Below are 25,607 nucleotides of genomic sequence, written 5' to 3'. Positions count from 1 at the left end.
AGCCCACGATTATCTCCGAAGTTCAACCCTCCGGCCGCTGCGCCTCCCGCCATGCGCGCGCTTCGCCGAAATGACCGCAGCCGATGAACGGCACGGGCGGGCGCAACGCCGAAAGAGGCGACGGATGATTCGACATCAGCACCTTATGGCGCCCAACGTCGATCAACGCGCGCTTACTCTGCGCGTGCGAGCCCCACAGCATAAAAACAACAGGTTTGGCGCCAGCCGAAACATGGCGGATGACGGCGTCCGTCAGCACTTCCCAGCCGCGCCCGGAATGGCTGGCGGGCTGCGCTTCTTCGACCGTCAGGCAGGTGTTGAGCAACAGCACGCCGTGCGTCGCCCATTTCACCAGGCTGCCGCCCGGATTGGGAAACGGCGGCTGCGGCGCGCCGAGGTCGCGCTGAAGCTCCTTGAAGATGTTGCGCAGCGACGGCGGCAACGCCACGCCGGGCGCCACGGAAAACGCCAGCCCCTCGGCCTGGCCGCGTCCGTGGTACGGGTCCTGGCCCAGGATCACCACGCGCACCTCTTCGGGCGGCGTGAGTTCCAGCGCCCGCAGCGGCTGCGGCGGAAAGATCACGGCGCCCGCATCGAGGCGTTCGCGCAGGAAACCCAGCAACTTCTGCCCGACAGCGCCGCCGAAAAAGTCGTCGACCAGCGGCTGCCAGCCGGGCGCTACCGGCCAGTCGGCGGGATCGCTGCTCGACAGCTGATCAGGCCGATTCATTTGAACAACGCAGCGAGGGCCTCGCCGGGCTCCTTGGCGCGCATGAACGCCTCGCCGACCAGGAAGGCATTGACGCCGGCAGCGCGCAGCGTCGCCACGTCCGAGCGCGTGGCAATCCCCGATTCGGTGACGGGCAGGCGGTCCGCCGGCAGCCTGGGCAGCAGATCGATGGTCGCCTGGATCGACACCTCGAAGTTGCGCAGGTTGCGGTTGTTGACGCCGATCAGCGCGGTCTTCAGCTTGAGTGCGCGGTCGAGTTCGGCAGCGTCGTGCACCTCCACCAGCACCGCCATGCCCAGCCCGCGCGCGATCGCTTCGTAGTCCTTCATCTGCGCGTCGTCGAGGCACGCGACGATCAACAGGATCGCATCGGCGCCCATCGCGCGCGATTCGTACACCTGGTACGCGTCGATGATGAAATCCTTGCGCAGCACCGGCAGGTCGCACGAGGCGCGGGCCTGCTTGAGGTAGTCCACGCCGCCCTGGAAGAACTGCTTGTCGGTCAGCACCGAAAGGCAGGCTGCACTGATCTCTCCGTCGCCTTCGGCGTAGCTCTGTGCAATGTCTGCGGGAATGAAGTCTTCACGCAGCACGCCCTTGCTCGGGCTGGCCTTCTTGACTTCGGCGATCACGGCGGCATGGCCGGCGGCGATCTTGGCGCGCAGCGCGGCTTCGAAATCGCGCGTCAGCACGCGGCTCTCGGCGTCGAAGCGAACGGCTTCGAGCGGCGCGCGCTTCAGGGCCGCGGCCACTTCCTGGTGCTTGACGGCAATGATCTTGTCGAGGATGTCGGACATAGCTTTGGGGTTCCGGTTTCTTGAGGCTCAGACGGCCGCGGAGGCCTTGACCAGTTCGGCCAGCTTGGCCTTCGCCGCGCCCGACGCGATGGCCGCGCGCGAGCGCTCCACACCCGCCGCCACCGAATCGACCACGTTCGCCGCGTACAGCGCGGCGCCGGCATTCAGCAACACGATGTCGAGCGCGGGGCCGGCGTGATTGTCGAGCACGCCGAGCAGCATCGCCTTCGACTGTTCGGGCGTCTCCACGCGCAGTGCGCGGTTGCTCGACATCTGGAAGCCGAAGTCTTCCGGATGCAGTTCGTATTCGCGGATTTCGCCGTCCTTCAGTTCGCCCACCATGGTGGCCGCGCCGAGCGAAATTTCGTCCATGCCGTCGCGGCCGTAGACCACCACCGCATGCTCGGCGCCGAGCCGCTGCAGAGCGCGCACCTGGATGCCCACGAGGTCGGGGTGGAACACGCCCATCAGGATGTTCGGCGCACCGGCCGGATTCGTCAGCGGCCCGAGGATGTTGAAGATCGTCTTGATGCCGAGCTCCTTGCGCACCGGCGCGACGTTCTTCATCGCGGGGTGGTGGTTCGGCGCAAACATGAAGCCGATGCCGCACTCCTCGATGGAGCGCGCGATCTGCTCGGGCTTCAGGTTGATGTTCACGCCCAGCGACTCCAGCACGTCGGCACTGCCCGACTTGCTCGACACGCTGCGCCCGCCATGCTTGCTCACCTTGGCACCCGCGGCGGCCGCGACGAACATCGAGCAGGTCGAGATGTTGAAGGTGTGCGAGCCGTCGCCGCCGGTGCCGACGATGTCCACGAGGTGCGTCGTGTCCGTCACGGGCACCTTGGTCGACACCTCGCGCATCACCTGCGCGGCGGCGGTGATCTCGCCGATGGTTTCCTTCTTCACGCGCAGGCCGGTGATCAGCGCAGCCATCATCACGGGCGAGCACTCGCCGCTCATGATGAGGCGCACGATGTGCAGCATCTCGTCGTGGAAGACTTCGCGGTGTTCGATGGTGCGCTGCAGCGCTTCCTGGGGGGTGATCATGGAAAGTCTCCTGGAAAGTGAGTCAGGAACCGACGCGAACGGCAGGCGCGTCGGTGAACGCGAGCTTGAGGCCGAAGCCGATGAAAAGCACGCCGGCGGCGCGGTCGAGCCAGTGCATGCCTTTCTGCACGGCACTGCGATGTGCCATCCAGCTCGCCGCCATGGCCCATCCGACGTTGACGGGGATGGCGTTGAGATTGAACAGCACGCCCAGCAACACGAAGGCCAATGCCTTGCTGTCGGTGCCCGGCGCGATGAACTGCGGCACGAAGGCCAGGAAGAACAGCGCAACCTTCGGATTCAGCACGTTGGTCCAGAAGCCGCCAAGGAAGATCGCCTTGAGGCTGCGCGCCTCGCTCACAGCGGCCACTGCCTCCAGGTCGGCCGGCGGCTTCGCGCGCGACAGCAGCGTGCGCACACCGAGGTACAGCAGGTACGCCGCGCCGATGTACTTGAGCACGGTGAAGGCCGTGGCGGATGTCGCCATCAGCGTGCCGATGCCGACCGCGGCGGCGAAGATGTGAACGAAGCAGCCTGCCGTGATGCCAAGCCCCGCCATGACGCCGGCGCGCACGCCCGAGCGCAGCGAGTTGGCCACGACATACAGCACGTCGGGGCCCGGCGTCAGGTTCAGTAGCCAGCCGGCAGCGATGAAGGCGAGCAGATGGGGAAGATCAGGCATCGCGTTCTCGCAGCACTCAGGACTTGTTGAAGAAGGCGCGGATCGCGCCGATGGCCCGGTCGACGCCTGCGGCATCGACATCGAGGTGCGTCACGAAGCGCAGGCGGTAGAGCCCGGTCGCGAGAATGCCCTGCTGATTGAGGCTCGCGAGCAGTTCCGAAGAACGCGCCTGCGCGGCGCCAGCAAGATCGACGAACACGATGTTCGTGTGCGGCGCCTCGACCTTCAGCCCTTCGATGCCTTCGAGCCCCTGCGCCAGGCGCTGCGCCAGTGCGTGGTCGTCGGCGAGACGATCGACATGGCGGTCGAGCGCATGCGAAGCCGCTGCCGCCAGAAGCCCCGCCTGCCGCATGCCGCCGCCCGCCATCTTGCGGATGCGGTGTGCCCGCGCGATGAACTCCCGCGAACCCACCAGCGCAGAGCCGATGGGCGCGCCGAGCCCCTTGCTGAAGCACACCGACACGCTGTCGAAACATTGCGCGATGCGGCGGGCTTCCGCGCGGATGTCGCTGCGATTGTTCAATGCCGCCTGCGCGGTCGCCGCATTGAAGAGCCGTGCGCCGTCGAGATGCCGCTGCAGCCCCTTGCTTCCCGCCAGATCGGTCGCCGCCTGAACGTACTCGAAAGGCAGCAGCTTGCCGCCCAGCGTGTTCTCCAGCGCCAGCAGCCGCGTGCGGGCGAAGTGCGCGTCGTCGGGCTTGATCGCCGCCTCGATCTGCGCGAGCGGCAGCGTGCCGTCGGGCGCGTGATCGAGCGGCTGCGGCTGCACACTGCCGAACACCGCGGCGCCGCCGCCTTCCCAGCGGTAGCAGTGCGCCTGCTGGCCGACGATGTACTCGTCACCCCGGCCGCAGTGCGACAGGATCGCGCAGAGGTTGCTCTGCGTGCCCGTGGGCACGAACAGCGCGGCCTCGAAGCCCAGCATGCCTGCAATCTTTTCCTGCAGCGCGTTCACGCTCGGGTCGGTGCCGAAGACGTCGTCGCCGAGCGGCGCCGCCATCATGGCTTCGCGCATCGCGGGCGTGGGCTGCGTGACGGTGTCGCTGCGCAGATCGACGATGGAGGAGCGTTCTGTCATGGCGGGTCAGTCCAAAAAGTTCTTGAGCATGGCGTGGCCGTGCTCGGTGAGGATCGATTCGGGATGGAACTGCACGCCCTCGATGCGCACATCGTGCGCGAAGCCGGTGTGCCGCACGCCCATGATCTCGCCGTCGTCGGTCCACGCGGTGATCGCCAGCGCCTTCGGGCAGCTTTCGCGCTCGATGGACAGCGAGTGGTATCGGTTGACGATGAACTTCTCGGGCAGCCCGGCGAACACGCCTTCGCGCGTGGTCGTGATTTCGCTGGTCTTGCCGTGCATGAGCTGCTGCGCGCGAACGATCTTGCCGCCGAAGGCCGCGCCGATGGCCTGATGGCCGAGGCACACGCCAAGAATGGGCAGCTTGCCCGCGAAGGCCTTGATGGCCGCCACCGAAACGCCCGCTTCCGCAGGCGAACAAGGCCCTGGCGACACCACGAGGCGCGTGACGCCGGAAGCGATCAGCTCGCCGATCTGCGCCACCGTGATCTCGTCGTTGCGGTGCACCTGCACGTCCGCACCCAGCTCGCCGAGGTACTGGACGATGTTGTAGGTGAAGGAATCGTAGTTGTCGATCATCAGCAGTTTCATGGCTTGCTCACAATCCGGTGCACGCCCTTGACGACGGGGAACACGTTGAAGTTGATCAGAAGGCCCAGCTTGAGGCCCGAAAGACGCAGCGCGGCCAGCACCTGGGCGCGATGCAGGTCGGTCAGCACGTCGACCGCCCTGAGTTCGACGATGACCGACTGCTCGATCACGAAGCCCGCGCGGTACACCTCGCCGAGCGAGCGGCCCTTGTAGCTGGCGGACAGCGCCACGTCGCGCGTGAAGCCGATCTCGCGCTCGGCCAGCTCGATGGCCAGCGCCGCGGCGTAGGCCCCTTCATCGAGCCCCGTGCCGAGCACGCGCTGCACCTCGACGGCGGCGCCGATGATCTCGTGAGAGAAATCGTTCTGAATGTCGGATGCGGTGCTCATTCCAGCCCCTCCTCGACCAGTTCGGCCGCACGCAGGAGCGCGCGCGCCTTGGCCTCTGTTTCCTTCCACTCCAGCTCGGGCACCGAGTCGGCCACCACGCCGGCCGCGGCCTGCACATGGAGCATCTGGTCCTTCACGATGCCGGTGCGGATCGCAATGGCCACGTCCATGTCACCCGCATAGCTGATGTAGCCGCAGGCGCCGCCGTACAGGCCGCGCTTGGTGGGCTCCAGCTGGTCGATGAGCTCCATCGCATGCACCTTGGGCGCGCCGGTCAGCGTGCCGGCCGGGAAGGTGGCCTTGAGCACGTCGATGGCGGTCATGCCGTCCTTCAGCGTGCCTTCGACATTGCTCACGATGTGCATCACGTGGCTGTAGCGCTCGACCGCGAAGGCTTCCGTCACTTTCACAGTGCCGGTCTTGGCGATGCGGCCGATGTCGTTGCGCGCGAGGTCGATCAGCATCACGTGCTCGGCGCGCTCCTTCGGGTCGTTGATGAGTTCCACCTCGGCCGCCTTGTCGAGCTCGATCGATGCGCCGCGCGGGCGCGTACCGGCCAGCGGACGGATGGTGATCTTCTGCTCGCCGTCGCCCGTGTTCTCCTGGCGCACCAGGATCTCGGGCGAGGCGCCCACCACGTGGAAATCGCCCAGGTTGTAGTAGTACATGTAGGGCGACGGGTTCAGCGAACGCAGCGCGCGGTACAGCGACAGCGGCGACTCGGTGTAGCGCTTGCTGATGCGCTGGCCCACCTGCACCTGCATGAAGTCGCCGGCGGCGATCATTTCCTTGGCGCGCTCCACGGCCGCAAGGTAGTCGGCCTTGGCAAAGCTGCGCTCCGGCGGATGCGGCTGCGTGGGCCTCACGACGGGCGCGCTCACCGAGTACTTGAGCTTTTCCTTCAGCTCGCGCAGGCGTCGCTTGCCCACGGCATAGGCCTCGGGCTGCTTCGGATCGGCATAGACGATGAGGTAGAGCTTGCCCGACAGGTTGTCGATGACCGCCAGTTCCTCGCACTGCAGCAGCAGGATGTCGGGGCAGCCCAGCGTGTCGGGCGGGCAGCTGTTCTCGAGCTTGCGCTCGATGTGGCGCACGGTGTCGTAGCCGAAGTAGCCGGCAAGGCCGCCGCAGAAGCGTGGCAGCCCGGGGCGCAGCGCGACCTTGAAGCGCTTCTGGTAATCGGCCACGAAATCCAGCGGATTGCCCTTGGCGGTCTCGACGACCTGGCCGTCGGTCACCACCTCGGTGACGGCTTCGGCACCGAAGCCCGAGGCGCGCAGCAGCGTGCGCGCCGGCAGGCCGATGAAGCTGTAGCGCCCGAAGCGCTCGCCGCCCACCACGGATTCGAGCAAGAAGCTGTGCTTGCCACCGCCCTGCGAATGGGCCAGCTTGAGATAAAGGGACAGAGGCGTTTCGAGGTCGGCAAAGGCCTCGGCCATCAGCGGAATGCGGTTGTAGCCCTGGGCGCTGAGGCTCTTGAATTCAAGTTCGGTGATCACGGATTCGTTCTCCAGTTGCCGGCCGGCACTCCTTTGGCCGTGGCAAGGTCATTCACGGATGGTCCGGCGTCGTCGTGTGTGTCGATCCGGAACCGCGGGCGCACGGCGTGCGCCGTGCAATCAAACAGTCAGCGAAGTATGGCGACGCCAGGGCCAGGCTCCCCGGCTGCCTTCACCTGTTTGAATGATGTGATGAACGAACATATGAGCCGCGGAGTTTAGCCCACGAAAACGCGCAAGCGTGCACCGCGAGCCGCGAACCTCGGTTTTGAGGGTTCCCCCCGAGGGCGAAACGTAAAACGAAAAGATACATTCGCACGACCGTTCGCAAAAACCCAAGGAGTCCCCCGTTGACCGCTCTTTCGCTTCCGGGCGCGTTCTTCTCGCGCCTCGTCCTGGGCGTTTGCCTGGCCACCGCAGCCCTCGGCGCCTCGGCCGCGCAGGTCGACGTGGCCGGCGTCAAGCTCGAAGACCAGATGGATCTGCGCGGCACCCCCGTGGTGCTCAATGGCGCGGGCATTCGCTACAAGGCCATCTTCAAGGTCTACACGGCCGGCCTGTACATGAGCAAGAAGGCATCGACCACCGAAGAGGCACTGGCCTCGCCGGGCCCCAAGCGCGTGGCCATCACCATGCTGCGCGACATCGACGCGAACGAGCTCGGCAAGCTCTTCACCAAGGGCGTGGAAGACAACTCGCCCAAGAGCGAGATGGTCAACCTCATTCCCGGCCTGCTGCGCATGGGCCAGATGTTCGCCGACCAGAAACAGCTGAAGGCCGGCGACACCTTCACCATCGACTGGCTGCCCGGCACCGGCACGGTGATCACCGTGCGCGGCGTGGCGCAGCCCGATCCGATAAGGGAACAGGCCTTCTTCAACGCGCTGTTGCGCATCTGGCTGGGGCCGAATCCGGCCGACTGGAAACTGAAGGACGCGCTGCTCGGCAAGCAATAGCCGGGCAACAAGCAGGCAGCGCCGCTATCGCATCGCGGCCGCCCCGAACTCGGCCAGCGAATCGACAAAGCCATCGGCATCGACGCCGCGCACCGGCTCGCCGTGGTTGTAGCCGTAGGTCACGAGCACCACGGGGCAACCCGCGCCACGTGCGGCGCGCGCGTCGTTGCTCGAGTCGCCGATCATCAGCGTGCGCGCGGGCTGGGTGCCCTGAGCTTCGCAGGTCTTCAGCAGCGGCAGCGGATCGGGCTTCTTGCGCTCGAAGGCATCGCCGCCGAACACCAGATCGAAGAAGCCGTCGAGGCCCTTGCCGGCAAGCAGCGGCTTGGCGAACGAAGTCGGCTTGTTGGTGAGGCAGGCCAGCCTGAGGCCTCGCGCACGCAGCGCCTTCAACCCCTCGATCACGCCGGCATACACCGCCGAATGCTGTCCGTTGATGGCAAGGTAGTGATGCTGGTAGCGCTCCCACGCGCGATCGAACAGCGCCCGGGCCTTCGCTTCGGCAGCGCCGGCACCCGACGGCGCCATCACGTGCACGAGCGCGGAATGGATCAGGTGCTCCGAGCCCTTGCCCACCATCGCCTCGATGGCGGCAGGTGCCACATGCGGCAGCGAGAGGTCGTCGAGCATGCGGTTCAGCGACGCGGCGAAGTCGCCGAGCGTGTCGACCATGGTGCCGTCGAGGTCGACGATGGCTGCGTCGAAGTGGGTGTGGTCCATGTGGAAAGAGTTCAAGGCAGAGAGCAACAGGAAAATCGAAAGCGGCCGCCCCCCTCAACGGCGGGAGCCCACGGCGTTCTGCATATTGTTTCAAAAATGCCGCCACCACGCGTCGGAAACTTTTCCCGGTCTTTTGCACACCTACCGTCCATCGTTTGCAAAACTCACCACCGAGGAACACTCCATGCGTCTCACGACGAAGGGCGGCTTCGCCTTGACGGCCATGATCGATGTCGCGATGCGCGAGCGGGACGGCCCCGTGCCATTGGCGTCGATCAGCCAACGGCAACACATTGCCCGCTCTTCGCTGGAGTTGCTCTTCAGCAAGCTGCGCCAGCATGCGCTGATCAAGGCAACGCGTGGCCCCGGAGGCGGCTACACATTGACGCGCAGGGCTTCCGAAATCACCGTGGCTGACATCCTCGCCTCGGTCGATGGCCAGCCCGTGGCGGACACCGATGCTTCGCCAAAGAAGGACACCGGCGGCAAGGGCTGCTATTCGACCGACGCGCTGTGGGCCTCCGCGAAGCACCATGTCATGGAGTTCCTGGGCTCCGTCACGCTGCAGAGCCTGGTCGAAGAGCAACTCGCCAAGGGCGTGCGCGTCGAGCCCGAAGCGCCGACGAAGAGACAGACCCCGCAAATCTCCGCCGTCACGCCGATGCGCGTGAATGCGCCGAACTCCGTGTTCGCCTGGAACGGCGTGTTCGCCAAGCGCTGAACGCCAGGCGCGTGCGGGCTCAGGCCTGCTGCGCTTCGGTCAGCGCCTGCGCCGCCACCACCGCCTCGGTGCGGTTGCGCACATTCAGCGCGCGGAAGATCGCCGCAAGGTGGATCTTCACCGTGCCCTCGCTGATGCCGAGGCTACGCCCGATCAGCTTGTTGGGCTTGCCTTGCGACAGCAACTGCAGCACCTCGACCTGCCGCTCCGTCAGCACGTTGCGCAGGTGCTCCAGAGTCTGGCTGCCAGCGCCGCCATTGCCGCTGCGCACCAGCGCCTCGGCGCCGGCCTGCGGCGCCACGCCGGCCACGATGCCGGGCGGCAGCGCAGCCAGCATCATCGGCGGCACGTACACGCCGCCGGCCAGCACCAGCCGCACGGCCGAGAGCATGACCTCGGGCGAGTAGGCCTTCGGAATGAAGCCGAGCACGCCGCGTTCGAGCGCGCTGCGCATGATGGCCGGGTCTTCGTAGCCCGACAGAACGATCAGCGGCACGGCCGGATGGCGGCGGCGGATTTCGTCGATGTGGGCCTGGCCGTCGGCGCCGGGCATGTTGAGGTCGATCAGGGCCAGGTCGAGATCGTCGGTGGCTCCGGCAAGCAATTCGTCGACGCTCATCGCCAGAACGAATTCGATGCCAGGCTCCAGCTCCGACAACTTGGCTTTGACCGCCTCGATGACGAGCCGGTGGTCGTCGGCGATCAGGATTTTCATGATGCTTTTTCCCCGTGTCCCAGCGTGCAGTGAATTGCAGGCGCTGAAGATACCGGCGAATGCCCCGTGCAGCAAGGGCGGCGGCCCCACCAACGGCATAGACCCCAAGCGGTATGGCGCGGGGCGAGAGCCATTTGAAAGAATGAACGCCTACTCGAAGAACCGGGGACATGGGCATGTGCCATCGCAGCAGACTCCGGCGCAAGGCATCCTTCGCAACGCATGGCTGAACGAGCCCACGCATGGCTCGCCTTCTCGACTGCTTCTCCAGCTTCATCTCGTTCGGACTCGCGCTGGACGCGTCGATTGCGGCCGGCGCGCCGCCGCTGCTGCCGCACGAGACCGCACAGCAGCAGGCCCGCCAGCTGCTCGATGCGGCGCGCGCCGCCGCCGAGGCCTCGGGCACGCCCGCAGCGCAGATCGAATCGGCAACCTTCGCAATGGTGGCCTGGATCGACGAAATCCTCGCGCGCCATCCCGGCGCTACCGCTGCCGTCAACACGGCTGGCGCAGCCCCGCTGCAGGTGCAGCTCTTCAACTCCAACAACGCGCACAGCGAGTTCTTCCATCACCTGTCGGCCCTGACCCCACAGGACGACCCCGTGCGCGAGGTGTACTGGCATGCGCTGGTGCTCGGCTTCAAGGGCCAGTACTACTTCGAGGATGGCGACCACGGCGAGCTCGGCAAGCTCAAGGAACTGCACGGCCGCCAGCTTCAGCTGCGCCCGCTGTCCACCGGCAGCCCAGTGCAGGACCGCGTCGCGCCCCAGCCCCACGACGTGCCCGGCCCGCGCGGCCCCAGCGACACGCGCCGGCGCGACCGCACGCTGTTGCGCAGCAGTGCCGCGCTGGCGCTGATGCTACCGCTGCTCTACCTGCTGTGGCTGTGGTCCACCGGACCGCCGGCCACCGCCGCGGGCCCGGGCCAGCGCGTGGAGCAGCACCTGCAGACTTTCGCTTGCGCCGACCTCACGGCCGGCATCGACCCCGAGGGCCGCACGCACGTTACGGGCTTCGTCTCGGTGCCCGGCGACCTGCCGCGGGTCGAGAGCGAAGTGAGCGCGATTCCCGGCGTGCAAGCGCCGCAATTCGACATCGGCCTGCGCGTGTGGCCCCACTGCGAGGTGTTCGCCATCCTCAAGCCCTACCAGGCGCGCAACCGCGAGAAGGTCTACGGGCTGGAGGTAGACGCACCTTCGGCCCGCGAAGGCGACCTGCGCGAGGGCGATGGCGTGCGCGTGCGGGTGGTGGCGCCGCGCCACGACAGCTACATCTGGGTCGACTACTACACCGCCGACGGCTCGGTCATGCACCTCAACGCCGGACAGGCGCCCACGCGGCTGCGGGCCGGCGAGACGCTGGAGCTGGGCCGCGACGTCCCATCGAGCTGGCTGGTGAGCCCGCCCTTCGGCAGCGTGCTGATCACGGTGCTGTCGTCGCCGACGCCTTTTGCAGAAACATCCGGCCGGCCGCCTTTCGAGCTGGCCTCGGCCTACCTGCTGCGACTGCGCGAGGCGCTGGCGGCGAGCAAGAACAGCGAGCGGTTGATCGCGGACTTCGTGTTCCTCGAAACCGTTCCGCGCTGAGCGCGTTGCCGTTCCCCGCCCACCGCTTCTGGCGGCTCGGCGGCTTGCGGCGCTGCGCTCACTTCGCGTCGACGCGGATCGCGCGAGCGCTGAAGTTCACGTCGAGCGCCTGCGCCTTGCCGGTAGTGACGGGCCGCACTTCGCGCCAGCGCGCGCGGTCGAGATCGCGGAACGCCGCCATCACGCCGATGGACTTCGCATCGGGCGGCAGGTTGAAGTCGAGCTTCTTCGTCTCGCCGGGCCGCAGCAGCACTTCTTCGCGCTGCACCAGTTCCGCGCCGAGCGTGGCCTGGTCCTTCTCGAACAGCGAGAAGAAATCGGCGCCCTCGAAGGGACCTGGCGACTTCAATGCATACACGCGCACGGTGAGCGGCGAGGCGCGGCCGCGCGCATCGGGGTTGGCGTCGGCGCCCGCCGTGAGCGTGACGGCCACCGTGGTGACGACCGGCTTGCTTGCGCAGCCCGTCATCAAAAGACCCGCTGCAGCAAGGCCAAGGACCGCAATGCGGCGCCGCGTTGCAGCGGCAAGGAAGCCTTCATAGGACGAATGGTGTGTACCCAGCGTGCGCATGCTATTCCCTTCGTTGCATTGACCGGTCAAGACGCATCTTTGATTATCACCAGCGAACTCCAACAGGCAACATGCTGACCAACGAACTTGCAGCCACACTGCTCGCGCCCATCGGCGAGGCCTCGCCATGCGGCGACGATCTCGAGTACGACGCGGACTTCATGGCGCTGGTGGCGGCCGCGCAAGGCAAGCCCGAGCAGCAGTTCGGCGACACCGTGATCCCCGCGGTCGAACCCGAGTGGCGCGAAGTGGGCGAGCAGGCCGGGAGCATCCTGCGTCGCAGCAAGGACGTGCGGGCCGCGGTGCTGCTGCTGCGCGCATCGACGCACCTGCAAGGCGTGCCCGGCTTCGTTGCCGGACTGCAACTGCTGACGGGTCTGCTCGACACCTTCTGGGAAGGCATACATCCAAAGCTGGATGCCGACGACGACAACGACCCGACGATGCGCCTGAACGCGCTCGCGCCCTTCTGCGACGAGAGCCAGACGATGCTGCGAGAGCTGTACGACGCACAGGTGGGCGTGGCGCCCGGCGTGGGGCCGATACGCGTGCGCGACATCGCCGTCGCCCACAACGCACTGGGCGCCGTGAGCGGCGAAGCCACCTACTCGGCCTCGCAGGTCAAAGGTGGCCTGGAGGCCATCCACGCGTCCCAGCCCGAGCCGCTGCGAACCGCGATGGACGTGCCCGCCCACCTCGAGAAACTGCGGGCCTTGCTGGTCGATCGCACCGGCCGCGCCGACGCCATCGACCTGACCCCGCTTCGCACCGTTGCCCAGGTGCTGAAGAAAGCGTGCGGCGCCGCCGCTGGCACGCCTGACGAAGCGCCAGCGAGTGCGGATGCCGAAGCCGACGAATCGCAGGCGGCCGGCACCACCGCCCGTTCCACCGTGATGCGCGGCGAGATCCAGAACCGGCAGGACGCGCTGCAGATGCTCGACCGCGTGATCCGCTACCTCGAGCAGGCCGAGCCCGGCAACCCCGCGCCGCTGCTGATCGAGCGTGCCAAGAAGCTCATCGGGGTGAGCTTTCTCGAGATCATGGCCAACCTCGCGCCGAACGCGATGGACACCATCGAAACGGTCACCGGCCGCCGCCCGTCCGAATAAGCCCGCCCTTCCCGACACCCGCACCCATTCACACCCGCAAGGAGCATCTCCATGGCCAAGAGCAGTCAGAAATTCATCGCCCGCAACCGGGCGCCCCGGGTCCAGATCGAGTACGACGTGGAGCTCTACGGGGCCGAGAAGAAGGTGCAGCTGCCCTTCGTGATGGGCGTGCTGGCCGACCTGTCGGGCAAGCCGGCCGACCCGCTCGCGCCGGTGGTCGACCGCAAGTTCCTGGAGATCGACGTCGACAATTTCGACTCGCGCATGAAGGCCATGAAACCGCGCGCGGCGTTCGCGGTCGAGAACTCTCTCACCGGCGAAGGCGACCTCAAGGTGGAACTCACCTTCGAGAACATGGAAGATTTTTCGCCCGCCGCCGTGGCGCGCAAGGTCGGTGCGCTCAACAAGCTGCTCGAGGCGCGCACGCAGCTGTCGAACCTCGTCACCTACATGGACGGCAAGGGCGGCGCCGAGGACCTGCTGGCCAAGGTGCTCGAAGACCCGGCCCTGCTGCAGACGCTGGCCGCGAGCAAGAAACCCGAAGACGGCAGCACGTCCGCCGCCTGACACCCATCCGAGCACACGAGGAGTAAACCACCATGGCCGAAGCACTCGAACAGAGCGCGCTGAAAGATGTCGCGTATGCAGGCAGCGACTTTTCTTCGCTGCTGCAGAAGGAATTCAAGCCGCGCAGCGACGAAGCCAAGAGCGCCGTCGAAGCAGCGGTGCTCACGCTGGCGCAGCAGGCGCTGGCCAACAGCACCGTCATCGGCAAGGACGTGACCCGGTCGATCCAGGCCATGATCGCCGCGATCGACGCCAAGCTCACCGACCAGGTCAACAGGATCATCCATCACCCCGACTACCAGAAGCTCGAGAGTGCATGGCGCGGCCTGCACTACATGGTGAACAACACCGAGACCGACGAGAACCTCAAGATCCGCGTGATGGACATCTCCAAGCAGGAGCTGGCCAAGAACCTCAAGAAGTTCAAGGGCGCGGCCTGGGACCAGAGCCCAATGTTCAAGAAGATCTACGAGCAGGAGTACGGCCAGTTCGGCGGCGAGCCCTTCGGCGCGCTGGTGGGCGACTATCACTTCGACCAGAGCCCGCCGGACGTGGAACTGCTCGGCGAGATGGCCAAGATCGCAGCCTCGGCGCATGCGCCCTTCATCACCGGCGCCAGTCCCAACCTGATGCAGATGGAGTCGTGGCAGGAACTCGCGAATCCGCGCGACCTGACCAAGATCTTCTCCACCCCTGAGTACGCCGGCTGGCGCAGCCTGCGTGAATCGGACGACTCCAAGTACCTCGGCATGTGCATGCCGCGCTTCCTGGCGCGCACGCCCTACGGCGCCAACACCAACCCGGTGGAAGAGTTCGATTTCGAGGAAGACACCGCCGGCGCCGACCACAGCAAGTACGCCTGGGCCAATGCCGCGTATGCCATGGCGACCAACATCAACCGCTCGTACAAGCTCTACGGCTGGGGCTCGCGCATTCGCGGCATCGAGTCGGGCGGCGCGGTGGAGAACCTGCCGCTGCACACATTTCCGAGCGACGACGGCGGCGTGGACCAGAAGTGCCCGACCGAGATCGCCATCAGCGACCGGCGCGAGGCCGAGCTGTCGAAGGCCGGGCTGCTGTCGATGATCCACCGCAAGAACTCCGACTTCGCGGCCTTCATCGGCGCCCAGTCGCTGAACAAGCCGGCCGAATACGACGATCCCGACGCCACGGCCAACGCCAACCTCGCGGCGCGCCTGCCCTACCTCTTTGCCTGCAACCGCTTCGCGCACTACCTCAAGTGCATCGTGCGCGACAAGGTGGGCAGCTTCAAGGAGCGCGAGGACATGCAGCGCTGGCTCAACAAATGGATCATGAACTACGTGGACGGCGACCCCGCCAACTCGTCCGAAACCACCAAGGCCCAGAAGCCGCTGGCCGCCGCCGAGGTGATCGTCGAGGAAGTGGAAGGCAACCCGGGCTACTACACGTCCAAGTTCTTCCTGCGCCCGCACTACCAGCTCGAGGGCCTCACGGTCTCGCTGCGCCTGGTGTCGAAGCTGCCTTCGACCAAGGGCGGCACCTGAAAAGTCCCGCGGGTTTTCTTGAAATTCCCGGTTCCGTTTCGTTCTCTCTGTAGCTGCCGCGTATCGGTCGTGTCTTCAAACCGCCGGCAGCCTTCGTCTTCAACCCAGTCATCAACCGCCCGAACGCAAATCGGGTTCCAAGGAGTAGGAACATGTCTTCTGACTTTCACATCAAGCTCGACGGCGTCAAGGGCGAGTCTTCCCACAAGGACCACAAGGACGAGATCGAGATCTCGTCGTGGACCTGGAACGTGAGCAACTCGTCGGGCTCCGGCTCCGGCGGCGGCTCGGGCAAGGGCAAAGCCACGCCCGGTGAGTTCCACTTCACGCACACCTACGACAAGGCATCTCCGGTGCTCGCCAAGAACTGTGTAAGCGGCAAGCACTTCAAGGACATGATCATGACCTGCCGCAAGTCGGGCGAAGGCCAGCAGGAGTACCTCAAGGTCACGATGAAGGAAGTCTTCATCTCCAGCGTCGCCCCCGGCGGCGCGCAGGGCGGCGATGTGCATGAACAGGTGCTGTGCTCGTTCAAGGACATCGAGTTCGCCTACAAGGCCCAGGACGACAAGGGCGCTGCGGGTGGCGAAGTCAAGTTCGGCTGGAACGTGGCGACCACCGAAACCCGCTGACCGAAAGCGGATTCGTCGAGTACGGATTCAGGCACGGCACCGTGCCTGGCCCGCCCCCTTACGCGTCCCTCACCGGAGCAATGCGATGGCATTCAGCACCCCAACCATTGGCGACAGCGGCGCGCTGCTCACCACCTACAACATCGACTGGTCGGTCGGCCGGATCGGCTCCAACACGCGTGAAGACGTGATGCTGGTGCAGGCACTGTTCAAGATCTTCTACTACGAGCTGATGGGCTTCAACCACGACTTCGACCCACCGCCCGGACAGACCGAAGTGATCGGCGTGGACGGCTACTACGGACCGGTCACGCAGAAGCACATCACGCACTTCCAGCAGCAGATGGTTGCGACCGGGCGCAAGGTCCTGCCGGACGGCATCTTCGACCCGTTCCGGGACCCCGGTACGTCCAGCACGATCAGCCATTCGCGCTACGCGCTCGACCTGCTCAACAACGGCTGCGCCAACTTCTGCAAGGAGCAGGGGATCGACAACTACACCAACCTGCCCAACCGGGAAGACATGCCGCTGTTGCTGCGCAGCGCATTGAAGCGGGTCAAGAAGACGGCCAGCAAGTATGCCTACGGCGCACCCGCGAGGGTTCCGGTCACGGGCGGCATCTGAGTTTCCGCCCCGCCCCTCGGCAACGAGCAAGGGCCTGGAGCGATCGTCCGATGGACGGTGCTCCAGGCCCTTGTCTTTTGTTCGAAGCAATTCAAGAGTCAGTCGGCCGACGCAACGCTCTCTGGCAGCAGCCGCGTCGCATCGTCGCTCTCATCCTCGATCACCCACAGCGTGAGCGCCGTGTAGTTGTCGTACCCCGGCTTGGCGTTGGCCTTCACCTGCGCGTCGATCAGCTCGGTCCACTGGCTGGGCGTGCGCGAGGCATGCAGCGTGTCGATCAGGCGCTCGTCGCCCAGCGGCTCCCACACGCCGTCGCTGCACAGCAGCAGCACGTCGCCTGGCAGCAGGCGCATGCGGTCGGACACGGCGATGTCGGGCGCCTCCTCGATCGAGCCCAGCGCCGACAGCAGCATGTTGCGCTGCGGATGCAGCCGCGCACCCTCCTCGTCGAGCATGCCGCCGGCCACCATCTGCTGCACCAGGCTGTGGTCCGTGGTGCGCGCCACGATGGCACCGCCGCGGAACAGGTAGGCCCGGCTGTCGCCGCTGTGCACCCAGGCCAGTGCATGGTCCTCGAGGTCGATGGCTGCGAACACGATGGTCGAGCGCATGCCCGCGAGCTTGCCGCCTTCGGCCTGCCGCGCCACCACGTCGACGTTGGCCTGCTCCACCAGCCGGCGCAGCGTGGGCTCGTCGAGCCCCGGCGCGGCCGAGAAGCCGCCCAGCACGCTGCTGCGCGCGGTGGCCGCGGCCACGTCGCCCCCGCCATGGCCGCCCGCACCGTCGGCCACCAGGCAGGCGACATAGCGCTCGTCGTGCCAGTGGCCGTGGACGTCTTCGTTGTAGGTGCGGCCGCCCTGGCGGGAGAGCGTGACGATTTCGATTTCCAAGCGGGTGCCTCGCGGGTGATGCGGTTGTAGTTGTCGTCAGGCTTCGGACTTGAGGCGCGCCATCTGCTCTTCGTAGGCTTCGAGGAAGGCCTTGCCGAAGAGGCTGTGGAAGTCGTCCTCCGCCTCGCTCGCGATACCGCCGTAAAGCGACACGAACTGGTCCCAGAGCTTGGCCTTGCGGTTGGCGCTGAAGAGCGCGTCGAGCGCCGACTTCGCGCTGATCTTCTTCTCCAGTTCGGCCGGCTCGAAGCGAGCGATGACATGGGCCAGCGCCGCACGCATGCCCACCATCACGCCGAACTGGTGCGCGCGCAAGTCGTTGTAGGCATCGCGCATCGCGGCCTCGGGCGGCATGAAGCCACGCACGCCAGGGCCCAGCAGATGGGCCAGCGCCACCTCGACCGTGGGCGAGAACTTCAGCGGATTGTTGGCCTGCGACGCGATCATCGTGACCTCGGCGCGCACCTCGCGCTTGAACTCCTGGCGCGTGAGCAGCAGCTGCAGCGTGCCCTCGGTGGCACTGCGCAGCATCGCGCCGATGCGCTCCATCAGGCCCGGCGTGAGCATCTCGGGCGGCTGGTGCGTGCTGGCGAGGCCGCGCAGGAAGGCGGCGAGCAGCTCGTCGTCGGTGGCCATGCGCGCGGGCGTGGGCGCTGCCGGGCGCGGGACCGGAGGCGGCGGTGCGACGTGAACTGCGGGCGCGGCCGCCTCGAGCGGCTTGGCGGCCCCCTCGGGCCCGCTGATGCGGATCGGCTGGCCGGTCTCGTCGTCGAACTTCGCCACAGGTTGTACGGGCGGCAGTGGCGGCGTGATGGCCTTCGGCGGCGTGAAGCCGAACTGGTCGATCGGGAGATGGTCGGAGCGCGGCGTGGGCGTGGGAGGCGCCGCCTGCTGCAGGGCCGCCAGCGGATCGGCATTGGATGCGGTGTTGGGCTGCAGCAGCGGATCGGCCAGCGGCGACAGCGCGAGCGGATCGCCTCCGATGCCGCCACCGCCGCCCATGCCGCCGAACAGCTCGTCGATGCCCGCGGCCTTGCCGTGCAGGGGCGGCGCGCCGAGGTCGGAGAAATCGTCGAGCGCGCCGAGGCCGACCGCCGGCGCGGAAGACGGCGTGGGTCCGAGCAGGTTCGCGAAGGGATCGATCTGCGCGGCCTGCGCGTTGCGCGAGCCGCTTTCCATCGGGTCGGGGAACAGCAGCGAATCGGGCAGTGCCGCAGCGGGGGCGGAGGCGGGTGCAGATGCAGCCGGTGCAGCCGGCGGCGCGAGGCCCGCCAGCAGGTCGGCGAAAGGATCGTCGCTCGACGGCGGGGCAGCGGCCGAGGCCGCGGAAGGCCCGCCCAACACCGTGTTCGGGATGACCAGCGACGGCGGAGCGGCGTCGGCCGTCACGCGCACCGCGAGCTCGAAGCTGCCGACCACGAGCCGCGCGCCATCGGCCAGCGCGACTTCCTTGCCCGAGCCCAGCGACACGCCGTTGCATTGCATCGGGTTGCTGCCGCGGTCGATGAGAAAGTACTGCCCGTCGCGGCACAGCACCTGGGCGTGCACGCGCGAGACCGTGCGGTCGGGGTCGACGAGCACGAGCGTGTTGGTGTCGGCGCGGCCGATGGTGCCGCCATTGGGTCCGAAGTCCGCGGCGATGGACTGCCCCGCCGGGGCGCCTTGCCGGGTGATGACAGCGATATGGATCATGAAACGGCCCCTGTCGCCCGTCGCGAGCGAAACAACTCGAGGGAAGTATTCATTCCGGCCGGCACCTTGGCAATCTCGCCTAAAGAGGTATGCCGTCGCCGAGCCAGCGCTGCTGCCGCGACGCCGGCGCGCTGGTCGGGAACAGTGGCGCGCGCGCGTCGAGCAACGCGAGGTGCAGCGCGGCCGCCACGCGTTGGCGCTGGAAACCCTGGCGCAGCACGCCCGTGCAGCTGTCGGGCGAGACGGGCTGTCCCATGAAGAGCCGTGTCCCGGGGGTGAAGCGCGCACCGTTCTTCTGCCACCACGCGCGAATCTTTTCGATGTCGGGCCACGGCAACGCGATGTCCTCGGGCAGCTCCACGTTGTCGTCGTCAGGGTCGTCGGTCGGTCCGTCCTCGAAGCCGTCGGGCGGCGGAACCTCCATCTGCGCGAGATTGAAGTCCACACCCGTGATGGTGACGAAGGCCTCGGCCGCGATGCGCGCTGTGGCCGGCTGCGCCATCTGCTCGATGAGCCAGGGCACGTAGCGCGCATCGCCGATGAAGCCCGAGCCGATGATGCGCAGGCGCTGCGCCTCGGGCAGCGTGGCGCTGTCGAGCAGAAGCGCATGGCCGGGGGCGATCTCCATCGCCTGCAGCGCGATCTGGAATGCGCGCGGCTGGCGCGGCCCGCTCTTCAACGCGAAGGCGGCGAGCGCATCGAGCGCCTGCGCCCGGTCGCCGAGCAGCACCGCCGCCCACGCGGCCCAGAAGCGCAGTTCGGGCTTGGCCTCGCCCAGCAGCGACTGCGCCTGCGGCAACAGGTCGGCACGGCCCAGTTCGCCGGCCGCGCGCAGCGCGCGGATGCGCACGCTGTCGGGCGCGCTCGCGAGCAGTTCGCCGAGCAACGGGCCCGGATCGCGCCGATGCAGCGCGCAGGCCGCCACGCCGAGCTTCTGCCGCAACGGCGAGGCATCGTCGAGCAAGGCCTTGACGCGGCCGCCCAGATGCTTCGGCTCCACCCAGCCGAGCGCGGAGATCAGGCCGGGTACGACCTCGGGCAGGTCTTCTCTTGCACGCTCGACCAGATCGTCAAAACGGCTGTCGACCGCTTCCATGGCGAGCACGGCTGCGACGAAGAAATCTTCGGGGCCTTCGTTGTCGGTGAGGGCCAATGCATGTTGCCAGCCTTCATTGCCGGCGACGCGCAGGCCGTCGATGTGGGCGGCGAGGCGTTCGTCGAGGTCGGCGAATTGCTGGGGCGAGTAGTTGGGAGCGTGGACTGCGCTGGTGCGTTGGAGCCAGAGGAAGGAGGCTTCGTCGGCGTGCTCGGCGACAACGGAAGACAGTGTGTCGGAGTCCACGAGGCGAGCTCCTACTCGAAGTGCAGCCGCACGATGGGCAGTGTCTCGTGCCAGGCGCAGCAGAGATTGACGATCAGATCCCATGCGTCGGCGTCCGCCCTGTCCCAGATCCATTCGTGATAGTGGATGGTGCGCGGATCGTTGAACATGGCCTGCGCGCCGCTGACTTCCACCGCCTCGTCGGGATCGTTGGGATACGCGAGCGTCAACGCGTCCCACAGCGCAAGGGTTTCGAGCAAGCCCTGCTGGACTTCGGGCTGCACCGGCTGCGCGAATTCGATCTCGATCAGCAATGCGTAGTTGCCACCCATGTCCTCCGGGAACTCGACTTCGAAAGGCGGCTCCTCCGGAGCGGCCGGACGCACGCCCCTCTCGCGGAGCAAGTCAAGCTCGCGCTGGCCCAGCACCCCACGCGCTGCGCGAAGAAAGACTTCGTGTTGGCGGCAATCCGCCAGCATTCCGCCCAGCACATCCAGGGCCGTGACAGGGAGATCCTCGACTTGCAGTCGCGCCTGCACCGACGTGCCGGCGACGCGAAGCTCGGCCGGCACAGAAGGAAGCCGCCTCCCCGGAAAGAAGAACCCCGCGTCGACCGCATCAAGAAAAACACGAATGCGCCGCTCCACAAGCCCGACCGAGCCTTCGGGGCCGTGCTCCAGCGTGGCCTGAAGCAGAAGCTGCCCGCTGTAGCTCTCAGACGAAGAAACGTCGAAGCCAGTCATGCGCGCGCTCCTCGGACATGCCTTTGATGAATATCTGGTCCAGCGCCTCGTCGGGCGCCACCACGTGCGCGATAAGTTTGCCCACGGCGCCATAGATCGGCACGGTCTCTTGCCGATTCGCGTCACCGACTTGCGGCCCATCGCCGGCGCGCAAGATCACGCCGGCTTTGCCGAGCGCAAGCGCGGACACCCCCGCGGGCGCACTTCGCTCAAGGGCTGCCAGACCGCCAAGCGCCGCCGCCGCTTCGGCTCCGAGGAAGGTCAACCAGTTGACGGCCGCGACACCATGCAGCGCCCCATTCGACATGCGCAAGGCATCACCGTAGCCGAGGCCCGGATACCGCAGCATCAGCGGGACCGACCATCGGAGAACTTCCCGATCCACCAATGAATCCGCGTCTTCCCAGAGCAGAGAGTAGCCGGCATATCCACTGCTGAGCGGGAATTCGGCGAGCGCATCCTGGGCCAGCGCGATCACCTGATCGGGATGGTCGCCCCACTCGACGGGTAGCGCCATTCGCAGCACAAAGCGCGGCGGATCCAAAGGCCCCGCCAACGACATCCTTATCGCGGGTGACTGAATCTGGCCGGCTTTCTTGCCCGAATGCGCCCGGTGGCTCAGTATTTTGGTTGCGAGTGCGTCTGGATCCGAAAACCAGTGATTCGGTCCCTCAGTCGCCTTGGCATCCTGAACGCGGAAGCGCTTCATGTCGCCAGTGCGATAGAAACGCTGCTGATTGCCAAAAGCGTCCATGTACGCGCGCAGAAATCGCGCAAGGCCCGCTCCAATGTTCTCAGGCAGGCCATAGGCAAACGCGACGATCTCGACGCAGGGCGTCGCCACGCTCTCGCCATCGTCCGTCAGGGTGAACAGGGACTCATCCATGAGCTTTTTTCCTTTCAGGTACACAGGCAGTCGGCACCTTTGGCGTCCTTTGCCCCTTTTTTTCTGACCTTCATCTCTGTCAGCTTCTTGTCCGTGTCCGGGTGTGTTTTTCGCAGAATGTCCTGGTTGTCCGTAGGCGAGTCATTGGGAAACTTCACCTCGACGATATGGTCCACATCGGCAAGCGTCAGCGCTTTTTTTCCAACGGCTTTCGCTGCATCGAACAGCAGGATGTCCCACCTGGCATATCCCGAACCACTGCCGATATCCATGCCATGTTTGCCGATGAGTTTCCCACTCTTTAGATCCTGCGAGACCTCCGTGAGCAGGCCCGGTTTTCCGCCACGCGGCTTGGGATCGACTATGTTGCGCATGCGGCGCTGGTACTGGTCGGTGGAAGCCTGCCCTGGCGGTAGTTTGGCGTCAGCGGCCTCCTTGTCTTTCAGGGCCTGGCACGCGGCTTCGCAAAGCTCTTGCGCCAGGGCAGCGTCCCCCAGGGCGTCGATCAACGGCTGCTGCGCCACCCCACCCAGATTCGCCGCGTTCTCCGAGTTGTGGAACATCTTGTCCGTGAGCCGGGCCGTGTTCTTGCCGTCCATCTTCACGTCGAAGGAGTAGAGGATCCAGGTTGCCTCCTTCATGAACGTGCTGGACTTCACGCCACCGGCCACACCGGCGTTGTCTCCGTTGGACAGCGCGAACTTCGAGCCCTTGTTGGCCGCCATCGCCTTGTCGCCTTTGACGGTGGAAGTGCCGTTGGACAAGGTGATGGAGTTGGCGATGTTCGGGTAGGGCACCGGCACCGGACCGCCGGGGCTCGGCGTCTTGCACACGTCGGGGATGGTCGCGGTGCTGATGCCGATGCTGAACTTGTGAACCAGCGTGAGACTGGTGCCGTTGACACGGATGGTGAGCGGCACGGCTTAGTCCCCCATGCCTCCGGTGCCGCACAGCAACACCGCCCCGCGCTCGCCCGATTCCGAACTGGCCCACACCATCGACAGCGGCCCCTTGTCGTAGCGCTTGTAGCTCGCGATGACCGCCAGCGCGATGTGCAGCGACGAGCCCGCTGCGCCCACATCGCCCCAGCAGTCGGCCGGTGCAATGAAGTCCGACGCCGCGCGAAAGCGCTCCCCGGTGCGCAGCGCGGCAAAGCCGAACTCGTCGGCACGATAGGCCTCCCCATTGAGGTCGCAGAACACGTTGTGCACCTGCTCACCGGGAGGCAGCGCCTGCAGCGCTGCGCGGAAAGCCTGGGTCAGGCCCTCGCCGACGCACACCTCGCCCGTCTTGATCAGCCTGGGCTCAATGCCGATGCCGACCGACACAAGTTCACCGAGCGGCGCAATACCGCACAGCTGCGCCAAATGAGGCGTTCCGAACAACACCGCGCCAGCGGCCTCGCCGGGGATGAAGCCCCAGGGATTGTTGAGCGGGCCGCCGCCGTGGAGTTGATCGCAGGCTTCGACCCATTCGAGCGTCTCGGGTGCGAGGTACGAGTCGGCGCCCGCCACCACGCACGCATCGAAGGCACCACGCGCGCAACCAGCCTCGGCGGCAGCTATGGCCATGTGGCCCGCTGCGTGGCCGACCTCGAAGCGCGCGATGCGGGTGAATCGATCACCCATGCGCTCCCGGATGGCCTCCAGCACCCCATCGGCCAAGCCGTCAGGCTGTCCGGGCCGAGGCGGCGGCAGCGCCAGTGCAAGGCCGATATGCGGCGACACGTTCTCGCCAAGCTCCGTTAACGGCGTCAACGCTTCCTCGATGGCCGGCAGCAGCAGCGCACTCAGGCGCGCGGCACCATCGAGGCCCACGTCGAGCCAGGGTGCCCGTGCGATACGCATCGGCTCGCCGGCCGTGTCGACCATGTACGGATGCTCCGAGAAGCCACACACGCCGGCGCGCGCCGCCGCAGCGCTGGCCCACACATTGCGCCCGATCGGCGTGCTGGCGCCAAGCCCGAGGATCTGCAATGCGTTGCCAGCCATGCTCAGGCCTCCACCGCTTGCTCGGGCACGGTCTCGCCCAGGCGCAGCAACCGTTTCTCGACGATGCGCGTCTTCAGCAGCTTGTGAACCTTGGGATGGCAAGGCAGCGCGCTGTGCCAGACCAACGAAACGCGCATCACTGCCGGCTCGAGGATCACGGTGTGCAATTGCGGTCTCACATGCAGCACCTGCGTACCGTCGGAGAAGAAGGTTTCGAGACCCAGCAGCACGCGCGGCAGCGTGAAGCGAATCTCGGGCTGCTGCGCCAGATGCACCATCAGCACCGGCTCATCGCCCACGAGAAACTGCGGCGCCTGCTGATCTGCAGGTGCGCTTTGATAGTGCCGGTCATCGAAGTCCACCGGCAGCAACGGCAACCGATCTCGCTGCCACGCTTCGTCATACGTCCCCGCGAAACCCGCCCGCGGCTGCCAGTGGTTGCACAGCGGCCCAAACCCCGCGGGCTCCGGCCGGTCGCTCCACGTCCGCACGCATTGCTCCGGATACTCGATGTTCGGCAGCCGCAGGCCCTCCGCATGCGCGGCCTCGAGCGCGAAGCCGGTGCCCACGGGGTTGCGCACGTCGAACTGCGGATTCGGCGCATCGCGCGTCCATGGATCGACACCGCCGTAGGCGCGCTCCCACACCAGCGGCATCGTGCTGAAGAGTTCGGGCTCCGACGGCGAACCGCCCAGCCACACGCGATCGCCCGTCACGCGCAGCCGCTTGGCGACCGGACCGACGCGTAGGCCCACGTCGAGCTGCGTCACCGGCACGCCGCCGGGCGCATGCGCATGGCCGATGAGCAGCACGTCGGTCGTCAGCTTGGTGCGCACCAGGTCCATCTCGTAGAGCAGGCTCGGCTGGGGCGCGGACTCGTCGATGAAGACGGGTGCCTGCGCGACGGGCGGCTGTTCGGGCGCGATGCTCGTCTCGCCATCGGGCGAAATGTCGAAGCTGCACTTCACCGCCACGAGCCAGATCTCCGCCCCGTCGCGGTCGCGCACCCAGGTGCGTTCGGCGGCGTAGGGCGTGCGGTTGTCGAGCTGCCACATGGCACGCCTCTTCAATTGATGCCGACGTACGCGCCCTTGACGCGGTTGGCGCCGCGCGAGCGAGAGAGCACGTAGTTGCCGTTGATCAGCACCTTGCCCGCGCGCGTGAGCACGATGCTGGCCTCCCCGCAGCGCAGTTCGATGCGCTCGCGCGCCTGCAGCACGACGCGTTCGCCGTCCACACGTGCATCGAGCGCCGGTGTTCCGGTGCGTGACGGCTGCAAGCGCCCGACGATGACGGGACGCCGCACCTCGCCCTGCTCGAAGGCCACGACGATGGCTGCGCCCGCATCGCCGGGCGTCAGCCCCACGGTCGACAGCGCCTGCACCGGCGCCATGCCGTCGCCCAGCGTGACCAGGAACCGCCCTTCGGCATCGAAGCCCGCGAAGGCGGCCACCGCCACGCCCTGGCCCGACAGTTTCGACCAGGCCGCCACGCTGTGCAGCACGCTGCGCGCACTCTGGAGATCGGTGTGGTCTTCCAC

At 66.7% G+C, this 25,607-nt stretch carries 28 protein-coding genes; 8 read left to right on the top strand and 20 right to left on the bottom strand.

Annotated elements, in window-relative coordinates; genetic code table 11:
* Positions 1-22 precede the first annotated feature (22 nt).
* From ACEOAB_RS02235 to trpE, 8 genes are read right to left on the bottom strand one after another with little or no spacing between them, the layout of a single operon-like run.
* The gene (locus tag ACEOAB_RS02235) at positions 23-730 is read right to left on the bottom strand and encodes a uracil-DNA glycosylase (protein WP_413748814.1); all 708 of its coding nucleotides are present in this window, start codon (positions 728-730) and stop codon (positions 23-25) included.
* Complete coding sequence (trpC, locus tag ACEOAB_RS02230) at positions 727-1,527, bottom strand: indole-3-glycerol phosphate synthase TrpC (protein WP_413748813.1); 801 nt, start codon at positions 1,525-1,527, stop codon at positions 727-729. Before trpC ends, ACEOAB_RS02235 begins: the two co-directional genes overlap by 4 nt.
* Before the next feature lie 27 nt (positions 1,528-1,554).
* The gene (gene trpD / locus ACEOAB_RS02225; protein WP_056594544.1) at positions 1,555-2,577 is read right to left on the bottom strand and encodes an anthranilate phosphoribosyltransferase; all 1,023 of its coding nucleotides are present in this window, start codon (positions 2,575-2,577) and stop codon (positions 1,555-1,557) included.
* A 22-nt stretch (positions 2,578-2,599) separates the two neighbouring features.
* Positions 2,600-3,259 carry a LysE family translocator gene (locus ACEOAB_RS02220; RefSeq protein ID WP_413748812.1) on the bottom strand — a complete coding sequence of 220 codons (660 nt, stop codon included), beginning with the start codon at positions 3,257-3,259 and terminating at the stop codon, positions 2,600-2,602.
* Positions 3,260-3,275: 16 nt separating this feature from the next.
* Positions 3,276-4,337, bottom strand: a complete 1,062-nt coding sequence (gene ltaE / locus ACEOAB_RS02215; RefSeq protein ID WP_413748811.1) for a low-specificity L-threonine aldolase — start codon at positions 4,335-4,337, stop codon at positions 3,276-3,278.
* Positions 4,338-4,343: 6 nt separating this feature from the next.
* A complete protein-coding gene (locus tag ACEOAB_RS02210) occupies positions 4,344-4,928 on the bottom strand; it encodes an aminodeoxychorismate/anthranilate synthase component II (RefSeq protein ID WP_413748810.1) in 585 nt (194 codons plus the stop codon).
* A complete protein-coding gene (locus ACEOAB_RS02205; protein WP_413748809.1) occupies positions 4,925-5,317 on the bottom strand; it encodes a GxxExxY protein in 393 nt (130 codons plus the stop codon). The genes ACEOAB_RS02210 and ACEOAB_RS02205 overlap by 4 nt, the downstream gene beginning before the upstream one ends.
* Positions 5,314-6,816 (bottom strand): anthranilate synthase component I, encoded by a 1,503-nt coding sequence (gene trpE, locus ACEOAB_RS02200; RefSeq protein ID WP_413748808.1) that lies wholly within the window; start codon positions 6,814-6,816, stop codon positions 5,314-5,316. The genes ACEOAB_RS02205 and trpE overlap by 4 nt, the downstream gene beginning before the upstream one ends.
* Before the next feature lie 350 nt (positions 6,817-7,166).
* On the opposite strand from trpE, the gene ACEOAB_RS02195 reads away from it, so the two are divergent.
* Complete coding sequence (locus tag ACEOAB_RS02195) at positions 7,167-7,772, top strand: chalcone isomerase family protein (protein WP_413748807.1); 606 nt, start codon at positions 7,167-7,169, stop codon at positions 7,770-7,772.
* Between the two features lie 24 nt (positions 7,773-7,796).
* On the opposite strand, the gene gph is transcribed toward ACEOAB_RS02195, so the two are convergent.
* On the bottom strand, positions 7,797-8,492 hold the full coding sequence (gene gph / locus ACEOAB_RS02190) for a phosphoglycolate phosphatase (RefSeq protein ID WP_495653432.1): 696 nt from the start codon (positions 8,490-8,492) through the stop codon (positions 7,797-7,799).
* A gap of 184 nt (positions 8,493-8,676) precedes the next feature.
* Here gph and ACEOAB_RS02185 point away from each other — a divergent pair, with 184 nt between their 5' ends.
* Complete coding sequence (locus ACEOAB_RS02185; RefSeq protein ID WP_413748805.1) at positions 8,677-9,213, top strand: Rrf2 family transcriptional regulator; 537 nt, start codon at positions 8,677-8,679, stop codon at positions 9,211-9,213.
* Between the two features lie 19 nt (positions 9,214-9,232).
* On the opposite strand, the gene ACEOAB_RS02180 is transcribed toward ACEOAB_RS02185, so the two are convergent.
* Positions 9,233-9,928 carry a response regulator transcription factor gene (locus ACEOAB_RS02180; RefSeq protein ID WP_007830939.1) on the bottom strand — a complete coding sequence of 232 codons (696 nt, stop codon included), beginning with the start codon at positions 9,926-9,928 and terminating at the stop codon, positions 9,233-9,235.
* A 242-nt stretch (positions 9,929-10,170) separates the two neighbouring features.
* Here ACEOAB_RS02180 and ACEOAB_RS02175 point away from each other — a divergent pair, with 242 nt between their 5' ends.
* A complete protein-coding gene (locus tag ACEOAB_RS02175) occupies positions 10,171-11,514 on the top strand; it encodes a DotU family type IV/VI secretion system protein (RefSeq protein WP_495653431.1) in 1,344 nt (447 codons plus the stop codon).
* 58 nt (positions 11,515-11,572) lie between these two features.
* Here ACEOAB_RS02175 and tssJ read toward each other — a convergent pair whose 3' ends face one another.
* Positions 11,573-12,085, bottom strand: a complete 513-nt coding sequence (gene tssJ, locus ACEOAB_RS02170; RefSeq protein WP_413750465.1) for a type VI secretion system lipoprotein TssJ — start codon at positions 12,083-12,085, stop codon at positions 11,573-11,575.
* Positions 12,086-12,156: 71 nt separating this feature from the next.
* Here tssJ and tssA point away from each other — a divergent pair, with 71 nt between their 5' ends.
* The 5 genes from tssA to ACEOAB_RS02145 all read left to right on the top strand — a co-directional run bounded on the left by tssA (position 12,157) and on the right by ACEOAB_RS02145 (position 16,544).
* Positions 12,157-13,194, top strand: coding sequence for a type VI secretion system protein TssA (tssA, locus tag ACEOAB_RS02165; protein WP_413750466.1), 1,038 nt, complete (start codon positions 12,157-12,159; stop codon positions 13,192-13,194).
* 51 nt (positions 13,195-13,245) lie between these two features.
* Complete coding sequence (gene tssB, locus ACEOAB_RS02160) at positions 13,246-13,761, top strand: type VI secretion system contractile sheath small subunit (RefSeq protein ID WP_413750467.1); 516 nt, start codon at positions 13,246-13,248, stop codon at positions 13,759-13,761.
* Between the two features lie 32 nt (positions 13,762-13,793).
* Positions 13,794-15,287: a type VI secretion system contractile sheath large subunit gene (tssC, locus tag ACEOAB_RS02155; protein WP_413750468.1), complete on the top strand. Its 1,494-nt coding sequence runs from the start codon at positions 13,794-13,796 to the stop codon at positions 15,285-15,287.
* 152 nt (positions 15,288-15,439) lie between these two features.
* A complete protein-coding gene (locus tag ACEOAB_RS02150) occupies positions 15,440-15,919 on the top strand; it encodes an Hcp family type VI secretion system effector (RefSeq protein ID WP_056594579.1) in 480 nt (159 codons plus the stop codon).
* A gap of 85 nt (positions 15,920-16,004) precedes the next feature.
* Positions 16,005-16,544, top strand: coding sequence for a peptidoglycan-binding domain-containing protein (locus tag ACEOAB_RS02145; RefSeq protein WP_056594582.1), 540 nt, complete (start codon positions 16,005-16,007; stop codon positions 16,542-16,544).
* A 98-nt stretch (positions 16,545-16,642) separates the two neighbouring features.
* Here the strand turns inward: ACEOAB_RS02145 and ACEOAB_RS02140 are convergent, their stop codons facing one another.
* From ACEOAB_RS02140 to ACEOAB_RS02100, 9 genes are all read right to left on the bottom strand, one after another.
* Entirely contained in the window at positions 16,643-17,434 is a 792-nt protein-coding gene (locus ACEOAB_RS02140) for a PP2C family protein-serine/threonine phosphatase (protein WP_413750469.1), read from the bottom strand.
* A 36-nt stretch (positions 17,435-17,470) separates the two neighbouring features.
* Positions 17,471-19,126: a type VI secretion system-associated FHA domain protein TagH gene (tagH, locus tag ACEOAB_RS02135; protein ID WP_495653430.1), complete on the bottom strand. Its 1,656-nt coding sequence runs from the start codon at positions 19,124-19,126 to the stop codon at positions 17,471-17,473.
* Between the two features lie 79 nt (positions 19,127-19,205).
* Entirely contained in the window at positions 19,206-20,468 is a 1,263-nt protein-coding gene (locus tag ACEOAB_RS02130) for a TIGR02270 family protein (protein WP_495653429.1), read from the bottom strand.
* 11 nt (positions 20,469-20,479) lie between these two features.
* Entirely contained in the window at positions 20,480-21,190 is a 711-nt protein-coding gene (locus ACEOAB_RS02125) for a hypothetical protein (RefSeq protein WP_413748934.1), read from the bottom strand.
* The gene (locus ACEOAB_RS02120; RefSeq protein WP_413748933.1) at positions 21,162-22,076 is read right to left on the bottom strand and encodes a type VI immunity family protein; all 915 of its coding nucleotides are present in this window, start codon (positions 22,074-22,076) and stop codon (positions 21,162-21,164) included. Before ACEOAB_RS02120 ends, ACEOAB_RS02125 begins: the two co-directional genes overlap by 29 nt.
* 14 nt (positions 22,077-22,090) lie before the next feature.
* Positions 22,091-22,996: a DUF4150 domain-containing protein gene (locus ACEOAB_RS02115; protein WP_413748932.1), complete on the bottom strand. Its 906-nt coding sequence runs from the start codon at positions 22,994-22,996 to the stop codon at positions 22,091-22,093.
* A 3-nt stretch (positions 22,997-22,999) separates the two neighbouring features.
* Positions 23,000-24,067, bottom strand: coding sequence for a hypothetical protein (locus ACEOAB_RS02110; protein ID WP_413748931.1), 1,068 nt, complete (start codon positions 24,065-24,067; stop codon positions 23,000-23,002).
* A 2-nt stretch (positions 24,068-24,069) separates the two neighbouring features.
* Entirely contained in the window at positions 24,070-25,122 is a 1,053-nt protein-coding gene (locus tag ACEOAB_RS02105) for a DUF2169 family type VI secretion system accessory protein (protein WP_413748930.1), read from the bottom strand.
* Positions 25,123-25,133: 11 nt separating this feature from the next.
* Positions 25,134-25,607 (bottom strand): DUF6484 domain-containing protein, encoded by a 474-nt coding sequence (locus tag ACEOAB_RS02100; RefSeq protein WP_413748929.1) that lies wholly within the window; start codon positions 25,605-25,607, stop codon positions 25,134-25,136.

It is taken from the genome of Variovorax sp. Varisp53, from assembly GCF_059491555.1.
This window is presented reverse-complemented; position numbering and strand designations above follow the sequence as displayed.